At 55.8% G+C, this 16,166-nt stretch carries 18 protein-coding genes; 15 read left to right on the plus strand and 3 right to left on the minus strand.

Annotated elements, in window-relative coordinates:
• Positions 1–31 precede the first annotated feature (31 nt).
• The 15 genes from ACTU44_RS20915 to leuB all read left to right on the plus strand — a co-directional run bounded on the left by ACTU44_RS20915 (position 32) and on the right by leuB (position 14,036).
• Positions 32–550, plus strand: coding sequence for a FixH family protein (locus tag ACTU44_RS20915; RefSeq protein ID WP_336083107.1), 519 nt, complete (start codon positions 32–34; stop codon positions 548–550).
• Positions 547–2,967 (plus strand): heavy metal translocating P-type ATPase metal-binding domain-containing protein, encoded by a 2,421-nt coding sequence (locus tag ACTU44_RS20920; RefSeq protein ID WP_462096282.1) that lies wholly within the window; start codon positions 547–549, stop codon positions 2,965–2,967. The genes ACTU44_RS20915 and ACTU44_RS20920 overlap by 4 nt, the downstream gene beginning before the upstream one ends.
• 4 nt (positions 2,968–2,971) lie before the next feature.
• The gene (ccoS, locus tag ACTU44_RS20925; RefSeq protein WP_114097073.1) at positions 2,972–3,160 is read left to right on the plus strand and encodes a cbb3-type cytochrome oxidase assembly protein CcoS; all 189 of its coding nucleotides are present in this window, start codon (positions 2,972–2,974) and stop codon (positions 3,158–3,160) included.
• A 78-nt stretch (positions 3,161–3,238) separates the two neighbouring features.
• Entirely contained in the window at positions 3,239–3,937 is a 699-nt protein-coding gene (locus ACTU44_RS20930; RefSeq protein WP_114097072.1) for a cyclic nucleotide-binding domain-containing protein, read from the plus strand.
• A 214-nt stretch (positions 3,938–4,151) separates the two neighbouring features.
• Positions 4,152–4,997, plus strand: a complete 846-nt coding sequence (gene panB / locus ACTU44_RS20935) for a 3-methyl-2-oxobutanoate hydroxymethyltransferase (protein ID WP_114097071.1) — start codon at positions 4,152–4,154, stop codon at positions 4,995–4,997.
• 54 nt (positions 4,998–5,051) lie between these two features.
• The gene (gene panC / locus ACTU44_RS20940; protein WP_462096283.1) at positions 5,052–5,921 is read left to right on the plus strand and encodes a pantoate--beta-alanine ligase; all 870 of its coding nucleotides are present in this window, start codon (positions 5,052–5,054) and stop codon (positions 5,919–5,921) included.
• 244 nt (positions 5,922–6,165) lie between these two features.
• Positions 6,166–7,653 carry a signal recognition particle protein gene (ffh, locus tag ACTU44_RS20945; protein ID WP_114097205.1) on the plus strand — a complete coding sequence of 496 codons (1,488 nt, stop codon included), beginning with the start codon at positions 6,166–6,168 and terminating at the stop codon, positions 7,651–7,653.
• 149 nt (positions 7,654–7,802) lie between these two features.
• Entirely contained in the window at positions 7,803–8,213 is a 411-nt protein-coding gene (rpsP, locus tag ACTU44_RS20950) for a 30S ribosomal protein S16 (protein ID WP_114097069.1), read from the plus strand.
• Positions 8,214–8,261: 48 nt separating this feature from the next.
• A complete protein-coding gene (gene rimM, locus ACTU44_RS20955) occupies positions 8,262–8,936 on the plus strand; it encodes a ribosome maturation factor RimM (RefSeq protein WP_114097068.1) in 675 nt (224 codons plus the stop codon).
• A 3-nt stretch (positions 8,937–8,939) separates the two neighbouring features.
• A complete protein-coding gene (gene trmD, locus ACTU44_RS20960) occupies positions 8,940–9,656 on the plus strand; it encodes a tRNA (guanosine(37)-N1)-methyltransferase TrmD (protein ID WP_114097067.1) in 717 nt (238 codons plus the stop codon).
• A gap of 3 nt (positions 9,657–9,659) precedes the next feature.
• The gene (gene rplS, locus ACTU44_RS20965) at positions 9,660–10,064 is read left to right on the plus strand and encodes a 50S ribosomal protein L19 (protein ID WP_068519851.1); all 405 of its coding nucleotides are present in this window, start codon (positions 9,660–9,662) and stop codon (positions 10,062–10,064) included.
• 553 nt (positions 10,065–10,617) lie between these two features.
• Positions 10,618–12,024 (plus strand): 3-isopropylmalate dehydratase large subunit, encoded by a 1,407-nt coding sequence (gene leuC / locus ACTU44_RS20970; RefSeq protein ID WP_114097204.1) that lies wholly within the window; start codon positions 10,618–10,620, stop codon positions 12,022–12,024.
• Positions 12,025–12,035: 11 nt separating this feature from the next.
• The gene (locus ACTU44_RS20975; RefSeq protein ID WP_114097066.1) at positions 12,036–12,224 is read left to right on the plus strand and encodes a hypothetical protein; all 189 of its coding nucleotides are present in this window, start codon (positions 12,036–12,038) and stop codon (positions 12,222–12,224) included.
• A 4-nt stretch (positions 12,225–12,228) separates the two neighbouring features.
• A complete protein-coding gene (leuD, locus tag ACTU44_RS20980; protein WP_114097065.1) occupies positions 12,229–12,840 on the plus strand; it encodes a 3-isopropylmalate dehydratase small subunit in 612 nt (203 codons plus the stop codon).
• A 92-nt stretch (positions 12,841–12,932) separates the two neighbouring features.
• Positions 12,933–14,036, plus strand: coding sequence for a 3-isopropylmalate dehydrogenase (gene leuB / locus ACTU44_RS20985; protein ID WP_462096284.1), 1,104 nt, complete (start codon positions 12,933–12,935; stop codon positions 14,034–14,036).
• Positions 14,037–14,073: 37 nt separating this feature from the next.
• Here the strand turns inward: leuB and sigJ are convergent, their stop codons facing one another.
• From sigJ to ACTU44_RS21000, 3 genes are all read right to left on the minus strand, one after another.
• Positions 14,074–14,997 carry an RNA polymerase sigma factor SigJ gene (gene sigJ, locus ACTU44_RS20990; protein ID WP_462096285.1) on the minus strand — a complete coding sequence of 308 codons (924 nt, stop codon included), beginning with the start codon at positions 14,995–14,997 and terminating at the stop codon, positions 14,074–14,076.
• Between the two features lie 146 nt (positions 14,998–15,143).
• Complete coding sequence (locus tag ACTU44_RS20995; protein WP_114097063.1) at positions 15,144–15,578, minus strand: carboxymuconolactone decarboxylase family protein; 435 nt, start codon at positions 15,576–15,578, stop codon at positions 15,144–15,146.
• Between the two features lie 131 nt (positions 15,579–15,709).
• The gene (locus ACTU44_RS21000) at positions 15,710–16,132 is read right to left on the minus strand and encodes a hypothetical protein (protein ID WP_462096286.1); all 423 of its coding nucleotides are present in this window, start codon (positions 16,130–16,132) and stop codon (positions 15,710–15,712) included.
• Between the last annotated feature and the right edge of the window lie 34 nt (positions 16,133–16,166).

Here is a 16,166-nt window from a genome sequence, read left to right on the forward strand (position 1 = left end):
TGCAAATGCTTTGGCACAGGAAAGACACGCAATGGCAACGCATATGACCACGCCTTCTTCCACCCGGAATGGCCCGCGCAAGTCGGACCGCTGGATCCCATGGTATTTTGTTGGCGGCTTTGCCGTCATGCTGATTGCCAATATCTCGCTGATCACCTTTTCAATGACCAGCTGGAACGGACTTGTGACCAAACATGCCTTTGAAGAAGGCAACAATTACAATGCCGCCATTTCCGGCGCAGCCCGTCAGGCCGAACTTGGCTGGCGGAGCAAACTGACCGTTGGTGGCGTCATCAATCAGGCGGGTACCGTCACAGTCCTTTTCCGCGACAAGGAATCCCGGCCGATCAGCGGGGCCAGGATGTCGGTGGTCATGACCCGTCAGGATCGCGACGATTTGGACCAGACCGTACCCTTGGCTGAAATCGCACCGGGCGAATATCGCGCAAGCGTAGAAATCCCGGTTTATGGTCGCTGGCAAGTTCGGACCATTGCCCATGCGATGGGTGATGACTACCAGATGCTTGAGAACGTCGTCATCAATCCATGACCCAAACCGCCCTTTGCCGTCATTGTCAGGAACCGGTGACCGCCGCGTCACCGGCCGGTCCTGATTTTTGCTGTTCGGGCTGTGCAGGGGCTTATGAGCTTCTTGGCGAATTGGGGTTGTCTTCCTATTACAAACGCCGTGCAATCGATCCGAAAATCCGCGCTCTTCGTCCGGACGAAGAACCCGTTGGCAGTTTAGATTTTACCGAACTGACCAGCACCGACAATGAAGGCACCCATCATCTTAACCTGATGGTTGACGGCATTCATTGTGCGGCCTGTGTCTGGCTGATTGAAACCCTGCTTCAACGCAACGAGGCCGTGATCAGGGCGCGGGTCAATATGACAACCCTGCGCCTCCGACTGAGCTGGCAGGGCGACAAATCCGATATCGGTGCCATCGTCGCCCCGGTTCTTCAGATGGGCTATCGCCTGATTCCGTTTGACCCGGCCGCCCTTGAACAGGCAACAGTGTCACGCAACAAGGAATTGCTGCGTTGTCTGGCCGTTGCCGGGTTTGCAGCAGGCAATGTGATGTTGCTGTCGGTTTCGGTATGGGCCGGATATTTTCAGGGCATGGGCGGGGCCACTCGCGACCTGTTTCACTGGTTGTCCGCGTTAATTGCGCTTCCGGCTGCCGCCTATGCCGGCATGCCGTTTTACCGTTCTGCAATCGGGGCGATCCGCAATCGCCGGGTCAATATGGATGTGCCGATCAGCCTTGGAGTGATCCTTGCACTGGGCATGAGCCTTGCCCAAACCATCCGAAGCGAACCGCATGCCTATTTCGATAGTGCCATCACGCTTTTGTTCTTCCTGCTGATCGGGCGGTATCTTGATGGTCGCGCCCGTGGACAGGCCCGGTCCGCCGCCGAACATCTGTTATCTCTTAATGCCCGGTCCATCACCGTGATTGATGATGATGGTACGCGACGTCTGATTGCCCCGCACAAGGCCGAACCGGGTATGGTTGTTCTGGCCGCAGCCGGCGAACGCATCGGCATCGACGGCGAAGTCATCGACGGCCAGTCCGATATCGACACCAGTGTCATTACTGGCGAAAGCATCCCTGTTCTGACCCGGCCGGGTAAAACGGTGTTTGCGGGCACCACCAACATTTCCGCACCATTGCGTATTCGTGTCACAGCAACCGGTGGCAATACCTTGCTGTCCGAGATTGTCCGGCTGATGGAAAATGCCGAACAGGGGCGTGCGAAATATGTCGCCATTGCCGACCGGGTTGCCAAATCCTATGCACCGGTGGTTCATTTTCTGTCATTGGCGACCTTTGCCGGATGGTGGCTGATTGGCGGCCTGCCCTGGCAGGATGCCCTGATGAACGCGATTGCGGTTCTGATCATTACCTGTCCCTGTGCGCTTGCCCTTGCCGTTCCTGTGGTTCAGGTCATTGCAACCGGTCGATTGCTGCGTGCGGGTATTCTTGTCAAATCGGCAACCGCCCTTGAACGCCTGACCAAGATCACCGGCATCATCTTTGACAAGACCGGGACGCTTACCACCGGCAAACCCGAACTCGTCAGCCAGACCGATCCGGATGCGCTGGAACTTGCCGCCCAGATCGCCGCGAACAGCAACCATCCCCTGTCACGTGCACTGGTCCGCGCTGCTGGCAATGTAACACCTTATCCCAATGTAACCGAACAGCCCGGCCTTGGCCTGACCGCGCAAGGCCCGTCGGGACCGGTCCTGCTGGGGAGCCGGACATTTTGCAACATTGCCGAAAATGCCGATTTGCCATCCGATATTACCGGCCCGGAATTGTGGCTTGCCGAACCGGGGAAATCACCGGCACGTTTTGTTTTCCGCGATACACCGCGCAATGATGCCGATAGCGTGATTGAAACCCTGCGCGCGCGCGGGTTTGATATGACATTGCTTTCGGGGGATCGCAGCAGCACGGTGCGTCAGCTGGCCGAAACACTTGGCCTGCGGGACTGGCATGCCCGTATGTCACCAACCGACAAAGCCGCCTTTGTTCAGGCCCGTGCCGATCACGGCAAACATGACCTTATGGTTGGCGATGGCATCAATGATGCCCCGGCCCTTGCCTGTGCCCATGCCTCTATGTCCCCTGCTACTGCGGCCGAGATTTCGCAAAATGCCGCAGACATTGTCTTTCAGGGGGACCGACTGGGTGCGGTGATCGAGGCCATTGATGTCGCGCGTAAGGCTGACCGTCTGGTCCGACAGAACTTTGCCCTGTCCTTTGCCTATAACCTGATCACGATTCCGCTGGCGGTTTCGGGATTTGTCACGCCATTGATTGCCGCAATCGCCATGTCGTCGTCTTCACTGATCGTGATTGCCAATGCCTTGCGCCTGCATGCAAAATCGTCCAAACCAGATGACCATGGGTTCAAGGTACACCCGCAAACATCCCAACAGGCAGGAGCCTAATGGCATGAGCAACCTTCTTCTTCTGATCCCGATCGCTTTGTTTCTGGGGCTTTTGGGCCTTGGTGCGTTCCTTTGGTCGCTGCGTTCGGGGCAGTTTGATGATATGGAAGGGGCTGCCAATCGCATCCTGTTTGACGACGATGATGAAGCGCTGGCGCACAAATCCAAGAAACTCAAAAAAAATGATAGTTAGAATAGCTTGAAACACACCTATCTGTTCGCATAGATTAACCCGATATAATGTCTCGACTCACCAGCATCGGAGTCTGCGATGGCAGTCCGCCCCCAACTTTGCGAAGCCTGTTCTATCAAGGACTTGACCTTTTGCTCGTCATTGCACGGGGCTGAACATGATCAGTTGCGCCAACTGCTGACCCACGTCCAGTTTGATTCGCACAGCACCATCTTCCACGAAGCAGAGGAAGCCGACTACGTTTTCAACGTCACGTCCGGCTCTGTGAAGCTCTATAAATTGCTGGGTGATGGTCGCCGTCAGATCACCGGTTTCCTGTTTGCAGGTGATTTTCTGGGATTGGCGCTTAATGCGAATTACAGCTACACCGCCGAGGCGATTGAACCGGTAACGGCCTGCCGTTTCCCGCGGACCAAGCTTGAAAAACTGTTTGATCAGTTCCCGCATCTGGAAAAACGCATGCTGGGCATGGCTGTGGACGAACTCGCCGCAGCCCAGGATCAGATGCTGTTGCTTGGTCGCAAGACCGCCAAGGAAAAGGTCGCATCCTTCTTGCTGATGCTGGCCCGCCGTCAGGAACATCGCGGTGAAAACACCGACATGATCAATGTCCCGATGAGCCGGTCCGACATTGCCGATTATCTGGGCCTGACCATTGAAACCGTGTCGCGCACCCTGACGCAATTGCGCAAGGAAGCAACGATTTCGCTCAAGGATAACCGCCATATCGAGGCCGTCGGTCTTGATATGCTCGAAGACCTTGCCGAAGGCCTCTGAGTTTCTTGTGCAACTGCACAAAAAGACCCTTAACGTGCCTGAATTCAGATACGGACAAAGCATGAATTCGGCCAATTGATAAACTATTGGCCGAATTGCTTATTTCGCGATTGCGAAAAAATATTTCCCGAATACCGTCATCATATTGTAAACATGACGGCACGCTCGACACAGATCGGGCAGCCAATTCCGGTCGAACCGGGGGAGAAACGTCATGAGTGCCACCACTAAAAAGATGGGCCGGACCTCCGTCCCTGAACTTCGTGCCCGCAAGGGTTCTGAACCCATTGTCTGCCTGACCGCTTACACCATGCCGATGGCTCAGCGCCTTGATGAACATTGCGACCTTTTGCTGGTCGGCGATTCATTGGGCATGGTTGTTTATGGCATGGACAGCACGCTTGCTGTGACCGTCGATATGATGATCAATCATGGCAAGGCGGTTATGCGCGGCTCGAAAAATGCCTGCGTTGTCGTTGACCTGCCGTTCGGCAGCTATCAGGAATCCAAGGAACAGGCCTTCCGTACGGCATCGCGCATTCTGGCCGAGACCGGCTGCGCTGCCGTCAAACTCGAAGGCGGTGCCGAGCTTGCCGAAACCATCGCATTCCTAAGCCAGCGCGGCGTTCCCGTCATGGCCCATATCGGCCTGATGCCCCAGCAGGTCAACACGATGGGCGGCTTCAAAAGCCAGGGTCGCGGTGATGAGGCTGCAGAAAAGGTCGTCAATGACGCCATCGCGGTTGCGAAGGCCGGTGCCTTTTCCGTCGTGATCGAAGGCACGGTTGAAGCAGTTGCTCGCCGCATCACCGAAACCATTGATATTCCGACCATCGGGATTGGTGCATCGGTGGCCTGCGATGGTCAGGTGCTTGTGACCGAGGATATTCTTGGCCTGTTTTCCGATTTCACACCGAAATTCGTCAAACGCTATGCCAATCTCGGGGATGCAATCTCCGAAGCTGTTGGCACCTATGCCAGCGAAGTGCGCAACCGTCAGTTCCCGGCGGATGAACATTGCTTTGGTGTCCCCAATAAGGGTAAGTTGCGCGCGGTCTGAGAACCATTGGTTCTGACCGCCGCGATTTCTTGAAATTTCGATACGACGATCACGATGTCCCTTACGACTGTTCACACCGTCGCAGATTTGCGCGCGACTGTTGCCGACTGGCGCGCACAAGGCCTGCGTGTTGCCTTGGTTCCAACCATGGGCGCGCTGCATGATGGCCATATCAGCCTGACGCACCTTGCCCGTGAACATGCGGATCGCGTGATCGTGTCGATTTTCGTCAACCCGACCCAGTTCGGACCGAACGAGGATTTCGGGGCCTATCCCCGCACCCTTCCTGACGATCAGAAGCTTCTTGATGCTGCCGGGGTCGAGCTTTGCTTTGCCCCCTCGGTCGATGAAATGTATCCCGACGGCTTTGCCACCAAGGTCAGCGTCGATGGTGCCATGACCAATGTGCTTTGCGGCGCATCCCGTCCCGGTCACTTTGACGGGGTTGCGCAGATCGTCACCAAACTGCTGCTGCAATCCCTGCCCGATTGCGCAATTTTCGGCCAGAAAGACTATCAGCAACTGATGGTCATCCGCCGGTTCGCAGCCGATCTCAACATCCCGGTCGACATCATTGGTGCCAAAATTCTGCGCGAAGAGGATGGCCTGGCCATGTCATCGCGCAACCGGTATCTGTTGCCCGAAGAACGCGCTGTCGCCCCGACCCTGAACCGGGTTCTGGCCGACATTACCGCACAGGCGGCAAAGGGTGCCGCCCTTGCTCCGCTTCTTGCCAAGGGGCGCGAAGATATCCTTGCTGCGGGCTTTGCACCGATTGACTATCTTGAAGTCCGGGACGCGGAAACACTTGAACTGGTGAATGATACCGTCAAGAAACCGGCACGCATCTTTGTTGCCGCCCGTCTTGGCAAGGCACGCCTGATTGATAATCATGCGATTATTCCGGGTGGTTCCGCAGCCTAAACATCTGGTTGGGACCACCTTGCCCTCATCAGAATCAGCGATTGGGTGCGAATTGACTCGAAAAGCGCAGAACATCGCGCTTTTGCGCCCGATTGCGCTTGACTCCTTACCCCCGATCCAATAAACCCTCCTCACCAACGGTCGCCCAAGGGGTGACTCCCCCAGTCCTCGAGTTTTCGAGCACTGGGTTTTAGTTTTTTGTGCGCACTCGGTGGAAACACCGGCAACACAGACGGGATTTGGAATGTTTGAAGGACTAAGCGATCGCCTTGGCGGAGTTCTCGATAAGCTGCGCAAACGTGGCGCGCTGAAGGAATCCGACGTCAAGGAAGCCATGCGCGAAGTACGCGTCGCCCTGCTTGAGGCTGACGTTGCGCTGCCGGTCGTCAAAACCTTTATTTCCAATGCCACCGAACGTGCGGTTGGTCAGGACGTTCTGCGCTCGGTCACCCCGGGCCAGATGGTCGTCAAGATCGTCCATGACGAACTGAAAAACATGCTGGGCGAAGGCGAAGACATCAATCTTGCCGCCACCCCGCCGGTTCCGATCCTGATGGTTGGTCTTCAGGGTTCGGGTAAGACCACCAGTTCTGCCAAGATCGCGCTGCACCTGACCAAGAAGCGCAACAAGAAAGTTCTTCTGGCATCGCTCGATATCTATCGTCCGGCCGCGCAGCAGCAGCTGAAAATTCTGGCCGACGATAACGGTCTTGGTGTTCTGCCGATCGTTCTGGGTGAAAAGCCGGTTTCGATTGCCAAGCGCGCGATGGATACCGGTCGCAAGGAAGGCTATGACGCGGTCATCCTTGATACCGCCGGTCGTCTGCATATCGACATGGAACTGATGAGCGAAGTCGCCCAGATCCGCGATGCAGTCAACCCGGTCGAGACCCTTCTGGTCACCGATGCGATGACCGGTCAGGACTCGGTCAATGTGGCCAAGGAATTTGCCGACAAGGTCGGCATCACCGGTATCGTTCTGACCCGTATTGACGGTGATGCACGTGGTGGTGCGGCCCTGTCGATGCGTCAGATCACCGGCTGCCCGATCAAGATGATCGGTGTCGGCGAGAAAATCGACGAGATGGAAGCTTTCCATCCGGATCGTATTGCCAACCGTATTCTGGGCATGGGCGACGTTGTCAGCCTTGTCGAGAAGGCGGCTGAAACGATCAAGGCCGAAGACGCCGAGAAAATGGCGAAGAAGCTGCGTAAGGGTCAGTTCGACCTGAACGATCTTCTCGCACAGCTCAAGCAGCTTCAGAAGATGGGTGATCTTTCCGGCATCATGGGGATGCTGCCGGGCATGGGCGCGCTGAAAAAACAGATGTCGCAGACCAAGCTTGATCCGAAACTTCTGACACATCAGGAAGCGATCATCCTGTCGATGACGCCGAAGGAACGTGAAAACCCGGCCCTGATCAAGGCATCGCGCAAAAAGCGTATTGCTGCGGGTTGCGGGCTCAGCGTTCAGGATGTGAACAAGCTGCTCAAACAATACCAGACCATGTCCACCATGATCAAAAAGATGGGCAAGATGGGTAAAAAGGGTCTGTTTGGCGGTATGCCGAAAATGGATCCGGCGATGCTCGAGGGCGGCGATATGCCAGACCTTGGCAATCTGCCAAAAGGTTTCCCCGGTGGTGCAGGCGGCTTGCCGCCCGGTCTGCCGGGATTGGGAGGCGGCGGTGGCCTGCCTCCGGGATTCCCGGGGTTTGGCAAAAAGAAATAGCCAGATCCCAGGTTCTTAAACGGGTTCTCAAGAATTCCTCTTAGGAACCGAAACGGCCCACAAGGCCGGATGACTACAAGACTAAGCGAATAGGCCCCAAGGGGTCCTGATTTAAGACTACAAACCCAAGCTGAAAGGAACTTATCCGAATGGCTGTCAAGATTCGTCTTTCCCGTGGCGGTGCCAAAAAGCGTCCGTACTACCGTATCGTAGTTGCTGACGCCCGCGCTCCGCGTGACGGCAGCTTCATCGAGAAAGTCGGTACCTATGATCCGATGCTCCCGAAGGATGCTGGCAATCGCGTTACCTTCAAAGAAGAACGCATTAAATATTGGCTGTCTGTTGGCGCACAGCCGACCGATCGTGTTGCACGTTTCCTGGGCAAAGCTGGCCTGGCTGATGCGTTCAAACCGACCGAACAGCCGCAGAAGTCTGCTCCGAAAGCGAAAGCTCAGGAACGTCTTCGTGAGAAAGCTGAAAAAGCTGAAGCTGCTGCTGCCGCTGCTGCGGAAGCCGCTGCCGAAGCAGCAGCACCTGCTGAAGAAGCTGCAGGCGAGTAATTCGCTGAAAGCACGCTTTGATCAGATACCGGAAACTTGTGAACCGAAATGGCTGATACCCGCAAATCCAAGAACGACGAAGCTTATGTCTGCGTCGGCATGATCACCGCCCCGCACGGGGTGCGTGGTGCCGTGCGCGTCAAAAGCTATACCGTCGACCCGGATAACCTTGTCGGTTACGGCCCGTTGTTCGACGCAAAAGGGCATGTGAAATACAAGCTCTCGCCCGTTGGACATGTCCGCGACCAGCTGATCGCCAAGATCGAAGGTGTGGACGACCGGGACGCCGCCGAACGGCTGCGGGGAACCAAGCTTCATGTACCGCGGACGGCACTGCCCGAAACGGAAGATGACGACGAATTCTATCTTGCTGACCTTGTCGGTCTGAAAGCCTTCCACATTGATGGATCGCTGTTCGGAACCGTGCGTGGTGTGGCTGATTTTGGCGCTGGCGACGTAATCGAAGTCGCGCTCGAAGAAGTCCGGGGCAAGGTTGTCGTGCTTCCGTTTACTAGGGAAGTTGTTCCCGATGTGGTTCTTTCGGAACGCAAGCTGGTGGTAAATCCGCCCGAGGGGCTACTGCAGGACGAGGAAGGACCCGGCAATCGCAGCCGTCGTCCCAACAAACCCCGCAAGGACTCTCAGGCCGACCGCGATTCTGATGCCGTCACTGCCGATGCAGTAGGCGCGGAAACCGCGACCGGCAGCGGGAAGGAGGCCTGATCGATGTCTGTGTGGCAGGCAAAAGTTGCAACCCTGTTCCCGGAAATGTTTCCGGGCGTGCTTGGACAGTCTCTGGCTGGCCGTGCGCTTGAGAACGGGATCTGGTCGCTTGATGTCAAAGACATCCGCGATCATGCAACCGACCGCCACCGCACTGTAGACGACAATCCCTTCGGGGGCGGGGCCGGTATGGTCATGCGCCCGGATATTGTCGACGCCGCCCTGCGTGAGTTGCGTGCAGATGCACCGAACTTGCCGCTGATTTACCTCAGCCCGCGGGGAAAAGTGCTGAACCAGAAACGTTGCCGTGAACTGGCAGCAGGTCCTGGTGCCATCCTGCTTTGCGGTCGTTACGAAGGTATCGACCAGCGGGTTCTGGATGAACATCAGGCCGAGGAAATCAGCATCGGTGATTACATCCTCATGGGCGGCGAACTGCCGGCCATGGTCCTGATTGAATCGTGCATTCGCCTCATCGAGGGAACAGTCAACAAGACTGAATCCGTCGACGAGGAAAGCTTTGAAACCGGGTTGCTTGAATATCCGCATTACACGCGCCCGGCCAATTGGAACGGGCGTGACGTGCCGGAGATCTTGCTTTCCGGACATCATGCCAAGGTACAAGCCTGGCGGCATGCACAGGCAGAAGAAATTACTCGTGAGCGACGCCCGGACCTTTGGGACCAGTATGTCGCAAACGGGAACATCAAAGAGGGTTAAACCATGACCAACATCATCCAGCAGCTCGAGAATGAGCAGCTCGACAAAATCGTTGCGCAGCGCGAAGTTCCGGAATTCGACGCCGGTGATACCGTTCGTGTACACCTGAAAGTCGTTGAAGGTACCCGTGAGCGTATCCAGCAGTTCGAAGGCGTTTGCATCGCCAAGAAGAACCGCGGCCTGAACTCTTCCTTCACCGTGCGTAAAATCGCATCGGGCGAAGGCGTTGAGCGTATCTTCCAGTCGTACTCCCCGGCCATCGACAAAATCGAAGTCGTTCGCCGCGGTGACGTCCGTCGCGCGAAACTGTACTACCTGCGTGGTCGTACCGGTAAGTCTGCACGTATCGCCGAGCAGACCACTGGCCACAAAGGCAAACTGACCGCAGCAGAACGCGCGAAGAAGTAATTCTCCGCCGTTTGGCTATGTCAGACGAAAAGACGGGCTCACCTTCGGGTGGGCCCGTTTTCTTTTGTCTGTTCCGACGGGGTGCCAAGGGAAAGAAACAGGTAAATACACGCTATGATTGCATTATAGCGAATCGCCGAAAATCCGGACCGGCAATCCTGACCCGCAGAAACCATACCATATTCCGATCAGCTTTTTTTATATCAGATATCCCTAACCTATATCGATTTCCGGTGATTTGGCTACTCAGGGATGCTGTATTTTTTGTGATTCAATTTCTGGATGCAAATCCGGGAAAAACACGCGCCCCATGCCTTGCGATTTAAAGGCTTGAGTGTATAAAGGCACTCCCGCGGCACAAACAATCAAACCCGCGTGGTTCTGGATAATAAAATTTCGCAAATCGGGTCAAACCGGTTGCGCCGGAGAAACCGCCAAGCCCGCCCGCCGATACCGGCATCAAGACTTGCGCACATTTCTTCGCGAAACTCCGGACCACTCAGACGGACGGTTGTTGCTGCTCAAAAGATCGATGTTTTATGAGGAGGTCGAGATGGGTCAACCTAAAACCCTTTTTGACAAGATTTGGGAAAGTCATGTGGTCGATACGCAGGATGATGGCACCTGCCTGCTTTATATTGACCGTCATCTCGTCCACGAAGTAACCAGCCCGCAGGCGTTCGAAGGTCTTCGCAATTCCGGCCGCAAAGTGCGCCATCCCGAGCTGACCCTTGCGGTTCCGGATCACAACGTTCCGACGTCTGATCGTACCCAGGGCATCAAGGAAGAAGACAGCCGCATTCAGGTTGAAACCCTTGACCAGAACGCCCGCGACACCGGCATTCATTACTTCCCGATGAACGACCTGCGTCAGGGTATCGTTCACATTGTCGGTCCGGAAGAAGGTTTCACCCTACCGGGTGTGACCATGGTTTGTGGTGATTCACATACTTCCACCCACGGGGCATTCGGTGCGCTGGCATTCGGTATCGGCACGTCCGAAGTCGAACATGTTCTGGCAACCCAGACCCTTGTTCAGAAACCGGCCAAGAACATGCTGGTCAAGGTCGAGGGCGATCTGCATCCGGGCGTGACCGCCAAGGACATCACTCTTGCCATCATCGGCCGCATCGGCACCGCTGGCGGTACCGGCTATGTCATCGAATATGCAGGCTCGGCAATCCGTTCACTGTCGGTCGAAGGCCGCATGACCGTTTGTAACATGTCGATCGAAGGCGGCGCACGTGCAGGCCTGATCGCACCGGACGAGAAAACCTTTGAATATATCAAGGGCCGTCCAATGGCACCCAAAGGTGCCGCATACGAACAGGCTGTTGAATACTGGAAGACCCTGCCGTCTGACGAAGGTGCTCATTACGACAAGATCGTCGAGATTGATGCCACCGAAATCGTCCCGCAGGTTACCTGGGGCACAAGCCCGGAAGACGTCGTCCCGGTTACCGGTGTTGTTCCGGCACCGACCGATGCCAAGGACCCGGGCAAGCAGAAAGCCATCGCGCGTTCGCTCGAATATATGGGTCTGACCGCTGGCACCCCGATCGAGGAAATCAAGATCGACCGCGTCTTTATCGGTTCTTGCACCAACGGTCGTATCGAAGACCTGCGCGCTGTTGCCGAAGTGGCCAAGGGTCGCAAGGTTGCCGCATCGGTCAATGCAATGATCGTACCGGGTTCAGGTCTGGTCAAGGAACAGGCTGAAGCCGAAGGTCTGCATGAGATCTTCATCGAAGCCGGTTTTGACTGGCGCGAACCGGGCTGCTCGATGTGTCTGGCGATGAACCCGGACCGTCTGGCACCGGGCGAGCGTTGCGCTTCGACCTCGAACCGTAACTTCGAAGGCCGTCAGGGCCGTGGTGGTCGTACCCACCTCGTCAGCCCGGCCATGGCAGCAGCTGCTGCTATCACCGGTCATCTGACCGACATTCGTAAACTCGGTTAAGGACAGTTCCCATGGCCGACACTGCATTCATCAATTTCCGCGAAAGCGCACCACGTCTGGGACGTGCCCCTGTGCTTGAGCAGCTCCTGCCGCAGCTGACCGGGATCAACCTTCCCGATTTCGTCGCGCAGGAACTCGATGCTACCGAAGAATTGATCGAAGCACTGGGTCTGGCCTGGGAAACTGGAAGCAAGGGATAAGACAATGGATAAATTCACCAAGCTCACCGGTGTTGCAGCACCGCTGCCGATGATCAATGTCGATACCGACATGATCATTCCCAAACAGTTCCTCAAAACCATCAAACGTTCGGGCCTTGGCAAGAACCTGTTTGATGAGATGCGTTACGACGACAATGGCAACGAGATCCCTGATTTCGTTCTCAACAAGCCGGCTTATCGCAATGCCCAGATCCTTGTATCTGGCGATAACTTTGGCTGCGGTTCGTCGCGTGAACACGCACCCTGGTCGCTGCTTGATTTCGGCATTCGCTGCGTAATCGCACCAAGCTTTGCCGACATTTTCTATAACAACTGCTTCAAGAACGGCATCCTTCCGATCCGTCTGCCGCACGAAGATGTCGACAAGCTGATGGCCGATGCAGAACGTGGTTCCAACGCCACCGTGACGATTGACCTTGAAAAACAGGAAATCACCGGTCCGGACGGCGGTTGCATCAAGTTTGAAGTCGAAGAATTCCGCAAACATTGCCTGCTGAACGGTCTCGACGATATCGGCCTGACCCTGCAGAAAGGCGATGCCATCAACGAATTCGAAGCCAAACGCGCGGCCTCGCAGCCCTGGCTGTCGCTCTAATTCAAAAAGGGGTGGCGAACGGTTGCGTTTGCCACCCCTTTTCTATCGTTACGGGGTGAGCGGCCCCGAAAATATCTGGGAAGGATTCTTTTATGACCACCACCAAAAAAGTACTGATGCTGCCGGGCGACGGAATTGGCCCGGAAGTCATGCGTCAGGTTCAGCGCGTCATGGACTGGATGGCCAAGAAGCGTGATGTGAACTTCGAAATCACCGAAGGCCTGATTGGCGGCGCATCGATCGATGCGCACAACAACCCGCTGACCGACGAAACCCTTGCCGATGCAATGGCAGCTGATGCGGTTCTGCTCGGTGCTGTTGGTGGTCCGAAATGGGACAACCTTCCGTTTGATATCAAACCGGAACGCGGTCTTCTGAAAATCCGCAAGGAAATGGGCCTGTTTGCCAACCTGCGTCCGGCACTGGTGTTTGATGCACTTGTTGGTGCATCGACCCTGAAAGAAGACGTGGTCAAGGGTCTGGATATCATGATCCTTCGCGAACTGACCGGCGGCATCTATTTCGGCCAGCCGCGTGGCATCGAAGAACGCGACGGCGTTCGGTATGGCTACAACACCCTGGTTTATTCCGAGCCCGAAGTCGAACGCATTGCGCGCGTTGCTTTTGACATGGCCATGAAACGTGACAAGCGTCTGTGCTCTGTCGACAAGGCCAACGTTCTGGAATCCACCGTTCTGTGGCGCGAAGTTGTTGAACGTGTTGCCAAGGACTTCCCGGAAGTCGAAGTCAGCCACATGTATGTCGATAACGCTTCCATGCAGCTGGTTCGTAACCCGAAACAGTTCGACGTGATGGTCACCACCAACATGTTCGGCGACATTCTGTCTGATTGCGCGGCCATGCTGACCGGATCGCTTGGTATGCTTCCGTCTGCGTCGCTTGGTGCAGCAGACGCTGACGGCAAACGCAAAGCCCTGTATGAGCCGGTACACGGTTCGGCTCCGGACATTGCCGGTCAGGACATTGCCAACCCGCTGGCAACCATCCTGTCCTTTGCCATGATGCTGCGTTACTCGTTCGATATGGGCGATGATGCAACCCTGATCGAAACCGCTGTTCAGAACGTCCTGAAGGGCGGGCTTCGCACCGGTGACATCATGCAGCCGGGCATGGCCAAAGTTTCGACCACCGTCATGGGTGAGTCGCTGATCAACGAACTCGACAAACTTGTCTGATCTGTCGTTCTGATCTCGAAATTGAAAAGGCCGGGGTTCATTCCCTGGCCTTTTTGTTTGTCAGATCAATCTCGGTTGCATCGGCAATCACCGCGTTGAACCGTTCGAGCTTGTCGGGATTGCGATGGACAAACAGATCAACAATCCGTCCGTCGCGCTCTGACGCGCTGATCCCGGTTACAATCACGTCGTTCAACTGCATCAGAAGCCAGCATTCACCCTCAATGGTGATATGGAACACACGTTCGCGCGGATCACGCTTGCCCCAAACCCCGACGAAGAACCGGGAAACATGATCAGCCCCGAATAACGGATTGGCGGTTGCCTGTGCCTTGCCACCGCCATCGGAATGCAGGATCACATCCGGAGCCAGCTGACTGACCAGCTGACTGATATCACCCAGACTAAGTGCCTTGATAAAGGCTTCTATTTTCGGCTGTTCCCATATCCGCCCTGCCGGATCGGGGGTGGCATCGCGTTCGCTGTCGCGTTTCATCTTGCCGCGCGCCCGAAACAGGATTTGCCGTGTATTGTTGGCAGTCCGTTCGATCACAGGTGCGATATCGTCATGGGACCAGTCAAACACTTCATGCAGGACAAGTGCGACCCGCTCAATCGGTGTCAGACGTTCAAGCATCAATAAATAGGCCTGTCCCAACCCGTCCTGTTCAATCAGATTGGCTTCGGCCTTGGGGGGCTCGGACGGCATCCAGGGTTCAGGCAACCAGTTGCCGACATAATTCTCGCGTTGTCGCCGGGCCGATTTCAAAACATCGAGACAGATATTGCTACAGACCCGCACCAGCCAGCCGGTCGCATCACTGATGATGTCATGGTCCTGCTTGCGCCAGCGCAGCCAGACATCCTGAACCGCATCCTCGGCATCGGCATGACTGCCCAGCATCCGATAGGCCAGTGCCGTCAGTCGTGCACGGTGCTGTTCAAAAATCTGATCCGACATTTTGGGTCCATCAAACGGGTGCAGCGGCACAGGTTCACCCTGTGCCGCGCAAAAAGGTTTCGTGGTGCTGTTCATCCTGCCCGATGGGCGATGATCTTGCAAAGAGGCGATATCATCATCCACCTCCTTGCGCAAAGGCCCCCGCATCATGCAAATTCGTGCTGGGCAATTCCCAGACGGTTCCAGGCATTCATGGTCGAAATGATGCAGGTCAGCTCGGAAATTGCATCCGCTTCAAAATGTTCGACAAGCTGACGATGGCTTTGCGCGATGCGTTCCTGACTTTCAACCCTGGTCAGGCATTCCGCCCAGTCCAGCGCCGCCCGTTCGGCATTGTCAAATCCCTCTGCTGCACGCCAGACCGGCAAAAGGGCCAGTTTCACGGAATCTCCGCCATGTTCGGCGAAGCTTTTTGAATGCATGCGCAGGCAATAGGAACATTGATTGATCTGCGACACACGACACTCGATCAGATCACGCAACACGGCCGGGATTTTGGCGTTGTCACCAAGCGCTGTCGCAAGGGCAAGCATCGGTTTGAACAGGGACGGGCTAGCTTCGGGGAATGAAAAGCGGCTCACGGCAAATCTCCTTGTGGAATACGGGATCATCTCCCTTCTGCCCACAAGGACGAAACGCGGATGGACCGCGTTACACGACCACACGTTTTTTTCGATATTTTTTGTAACCGGCTACGTTCTGTTCTGAAAACCTAGACCAGACCAAGATTTTCCATGGCACATGCCACCTGCTCATGCATCACCCAGTTCCAGTCCTCACCATCCGATTGCTTGCCATCTGCAAGGGTAAAGATCGCGGCAAGATAATCACTGACATCGGTTTGGCAGATCGGCAATCCGGCAGCTGTCGATATCTTGGCTGCCAGACGACCATATTTCTTAAGCCCCATCCGGCATCCGAAATGCCCGACGGTTTCGGCCAGTTCAAGTCCGGTTATTTCCCGCCCCGGCGCCTTTGCATGGGCGCGCAGCATATCGCGTTCACAGCTTGAAAGTTCGATTGTGCTCAATGCGCGTATATAGTCCTCGACCTGACCGATATGCGGAGCACCCGTGATCACAGATACGTCACGGGCACGCTGTTTACGATCGTCCCGGTCCATCACTTTAAGCATGTCGTTTCCTCCCGACAAAATGACCGGTTAGTCG

This window comes from Thalassospira sp. SM2505, assembly GCF_054901115.1.